This window comes from Pedomonas sp. (assembly GCF_036515995.1).
Taxonomy (GTDB): Bacteria; Pseudomonadota; Alphaproteobacteria; order Sphingomonadales; family Sphingomonadaceae; genus Pedomonas.
In genome coordinates, this window is record NZ_DATBUP010000002.1 from 1 (window position 1) to 3,578 (window position 3,578).

The 3,578-nt window shown below is 65.9% G+C and carries 3 protein-coding genes; all 3 read right to left on the reverse strand.

Annotated elements, in window-relative coordinates:
• Nucleotides 1-938, reverse strand: a 938-nt coding sequence (locus VIG90_RS00095; protein ID WP_331591295.1) for a threonine aldolase family protein, incomplete at its 3' end; no start/stop codon positions are given.
• Between the two features lie 277 nt (nt 939-1,215).
• Nucleotides 1,216-2,226: a magnesium transporter CorA family protein gene (locus VIG90_RS00100; protein ID WP_331591296.1), complete on the reverse strand. Its 1,011-nt coding sequence runs from the start codon at nt 2,224-2,226 to the stop codon at nt 1,216-1,218.
• Nucleotides 2,227-2,250: 24 nt separating this feature from the next.
• Nucleotides 2,251-3,576, reverse strand: a complete 1,326-nt coding sequence (gene der, locus VIG90_RS00105; protein ID WP_331591297.1) for a ribosome biogenesis GTPase Der — start codon at nt 3,574-3,576, stop codon at nt 2,251-2,253.
• Nucleotides 3,577-3,578 lie beyond the last annotated feature (2 nt).

Consider the following 3,578-nt stretch of genomic DNA (forward strand, 5'->3'; position numbering starts at 1 on the left):
CCCGAACCTTCGGCGCCCCAGTCGTAGAACTGGAAGCCCTGCGCCCGCAGCTGGTGCGCGCCTTCGGAGCCAACGTTCAGAAATACCTCGTTGGCCTGCACCGGATAAAGCAGCCGGCCCGGCACCGCCGCGGCAATCTGCTGGGCCAGCCGGTTGGCGCGCTCCGCATTGCGCCGCCACAGCCCGGTCTCGATGTAGGCCAGCAGCTGCGCGCTGATGTAGCGCCCCTTGCACAGCAGGTGCCCGCCGCGCTTGCGCCGCAGGCCGAACTCCGCCGCCATGTTGCGGTTGAAGAACACCACCGCTTCCGCCGCCAGTGCGCCGTTCTTGGTCGCGCCGAAGCACAGCACATCGACGCCCGCCTTCCAGGTGATGTCCGCCGGGTGGCAGTTCAGGTGCGCCAACGCGTTGGCAAAACGCGCGCCATCCATGTGCACGCTCATGCCCCGCGCCTTGGCCGCCTGCGCCAGCGCCGCCACCTCCGCGGGGGTATAAACACAGCCCAGCTCGGTCGCCTGCGTCAGGGAGAGCACCCGCGGCTGCACCTGATGCACGTCGCCGATCCGCATGTCCGCCAGCACCGCGGCAAAGCTCTCGGGCGTCACCTTGGCGCAGTGTCCTTCCGCCAGCAGCAGCTTGGCCCCGCCGGTGTAGAACTCGGGCGCGCCGCACTCGTCCACCTGCACGTGCGCCTCGCGATGGCATACCACCGCGCCGAACGGCGGCGTCATGCAGGCGAGCGCCAGCGAGTTGGCCGCCGTACCGGTCGTCACCGCGAACGCTGTCACGTCCGTGCCGAAAAAGGCCGAGAACACTTCGCTCAGCCGGCTCGACCACGGATCGCCGTCGTAAGGCACGGTCGGTCCGGCGTTGGCCTCGTGAATCGCGGCCAGAATCTCGGGAGATACGGTTGCGGTATTATCGGATGTGAAGCGCATAGTGGCTGGCTAACGGGCGTTTCGGTGTTCGTCAAATGGTCGTTGAAGCAGTTTTCAGACGGGGTGCGTGTCCTGCGATTTCAAGACTGCGGTCAACCCGTGGATCCGGCCGATCGAGCACCCCTGAAATAGAAATAGGCGGCACAAGCGCGCCGCCTATTTCCCCTCCCCCCAATCGGTTCCTCGCAACGGGCGACCCCCATCGCCGGCGAAAAACATGCGCAATCTTAATCCGGCATCCGCCAACGCCTACCCTCAATAATAGGGGGGTTCTGCACTAAAGCCAGCCTTTGCGCTTGAAAAACACATACGGAAGCACTGCGGAGAGCACCATCAGGCCAACCGCCACCGGGTAGCCGAACGGCCAGTCCAGTTCCGGCATATGGTGGAAGTTCATGCCGTAGATGGAGGCGATCAGCGTCGGCGGCAGGAACGCGACCGAGACCACCGAGAAGATCTTGATGATCCCATTCTGCTCGAGGTTGATGAGGCCGACCGTGGCATCCAGCAGCAAGGCAATGCGGGAGGACAGATAACTCACGTGGTCCGTCAGCGCCCCGATGTCGTTGGAGATGGACCTGAGTCGCTCCCTGACCTCTTTCCGGTGCGGCATGTCCTCCAGCGCCGTGGTAAGGTAGGTATTGATCCGCATCAGGCTGAGCAGGCTCTCCCGCGCCTTCGAGAGCATGTCGCCCCTGCGCCCGAGGCGGGCCAGCACACGCCTGAAGTCCTTGATCTCGGCCCGGCGGAAGCGCAGCTCCTCCTGAAACACGTGCTGGGTCATGATATCCAGCGCCGCGCCCGCCTGTCCCAGCACGTCCGCCAGCCGGTCGGTCATGAGCTCCATCAGCCCCATGTAGATGCCAGCGCCGTCGGCGAACTTCGGCGCGCCGGATTTGCAGGCTTCCCCGCTGAAGATCTCGAAGGCGTGAATCGGGCTGTGGCGCACCGTCACCAGCCGCTTGCCCGCCAAGATGAAGAACACCGTGGTGAGCACCGGCGCATCGCCGTTGTGGGTCAGCAAGATGGAGGCCGGCGCGTAGATCGCGCCGTTCTCCTCAGTGATCCGGTTGGCCATCTCCAGCCCGAAGATCTGCTCCCGGGTCGGGATGTTGATGTTCAGCTCGCGCTCGACGAAGGTTTCCTCTTCCTGCGTCGGCTCGTGCAGATCAATCCAAACCGCCTCAAGCAGCAACCTTGCATCCAGCGGCGCAGGCGCCTTGGCTCCGCTTCCCTCTTCGCCGCAAAAGTCGAGATGACCGTTTCTGAGGCTGTAGAGAGCAAGCATGCAACGCGCCTTTCGCTATTCGCTCTAGCGCCTTGGCTTCCCCGCGTAAGGATTCTCGCGGCTGCGGAAGTTCAGGCGGATCGGCACGCCCATGAACCCCAGTTCCTCGCGCATCAGGTTCACCAGATAGCGCTGGTAGGAATCGGGCAGTTCATCCAGCCGGTTGCCGAACACGATGAACGACGGCGGGCGAATGCGGGCCTGAGTGATATAGCGCAGCTTGATCCGTTTTCCGCCCGGTGCCGGCGGCGGGTTGCGCTCCAGCGCCGCCGCGAACCAGTCGTTGAGGCGGGAGGTCGGCACGCGGCGGCTCCACAGGTCGCGAATCTCGAATGCCGCCTTGAGCAGCGTGTCGAGGTTCTTGCCGGTGGCGGCGGACACCGGGATGAGCGGCACGCCCTTCACCTGGGACAGGCCGTCCTCCAGCGCGCGGGCGACGCCGCGATAGAGCTCGCCGTGATTCTCCACCGAGTCCCACTTGTTAAGCGCGATCACCAGCGCCCGGCCTTCCTGCAGCACCTGATCGGCAATGCGCAGGTCCTGCGACTCGAGGCCCAGCGTTGCGTCCAGCAGCAGCACCACCACTTCGGCGAAGTCGACGGCGCGGCGGGTGTCGGCGGCGGAGAGCTTTTCCAGCTTGGTCGTCACGCGCGCACGGCGGCGCAGACCGGCCGTGTCGATGAGTCGAACCGGGCGGCCCTGCCATTCCCAGCCCACCGAGATCGAGTCGCGGGTGATGCCCGCCTCCGGCCCGGTGACGAGACGGTCCTCGCCCAGCAGCTTGTTGATGAGGGTGGACTTGCCCGCATTGGGGCGGCCGACCACGGCCAGCTTCAGCGGCGCGGCGGCCACTTCCTCCGGAGTCGGCTCGGACTTGTCCTCTTCCTCGAAAGCATCCTCGGGCGGCAGGCCGACGTGCTTGACGATGGCCTGATACAGGTCCGCCATGCCTTCGCCGTGTTCGGCGGAAATGGCGATCGGCTCGCCCAGACCCAGTGCGAAGGCCTCGTAGTAGCCCGCCTCGGCCATCCGGCCCTCGGCCTTGTTGGCCAGCAGCAGCACCGGTTTGTCCTGCGCCCGCAGCCACCCGGCGAAGTGCCGGTCCAGCGGCGTGATGCCGGCGCGGGCGTCGATCACCATCACGGCCAGATCCGCCGTGTCCAGCGCGGCTTCGGTCTGGGCGCGCATGCGCCCGGCCAGCGTTGAGGCTTCCGCATCCTCCAGGCCCGCCGTGTCGACGATGGTGAACTCAAGGTCGAACAGCGAGCCGTCGCCTTCGCGGCGGTCGCGGGTGACGCCCGGCGTGTCGTCGACAAGCGCCAGCTTCTTGCCAACCAGACGGTTGAACAGCG

Bases quoted from the DNA above. Each gene is read 5' to 3' on its own strand.
- VIG90_RS00100 (WP_331591296.1), bottom strand. From the start codon at position 2,226: ATGCTTGCTCTCTACAGCCTCAGAAACGGTCATCTCGACTTTTGCGGC.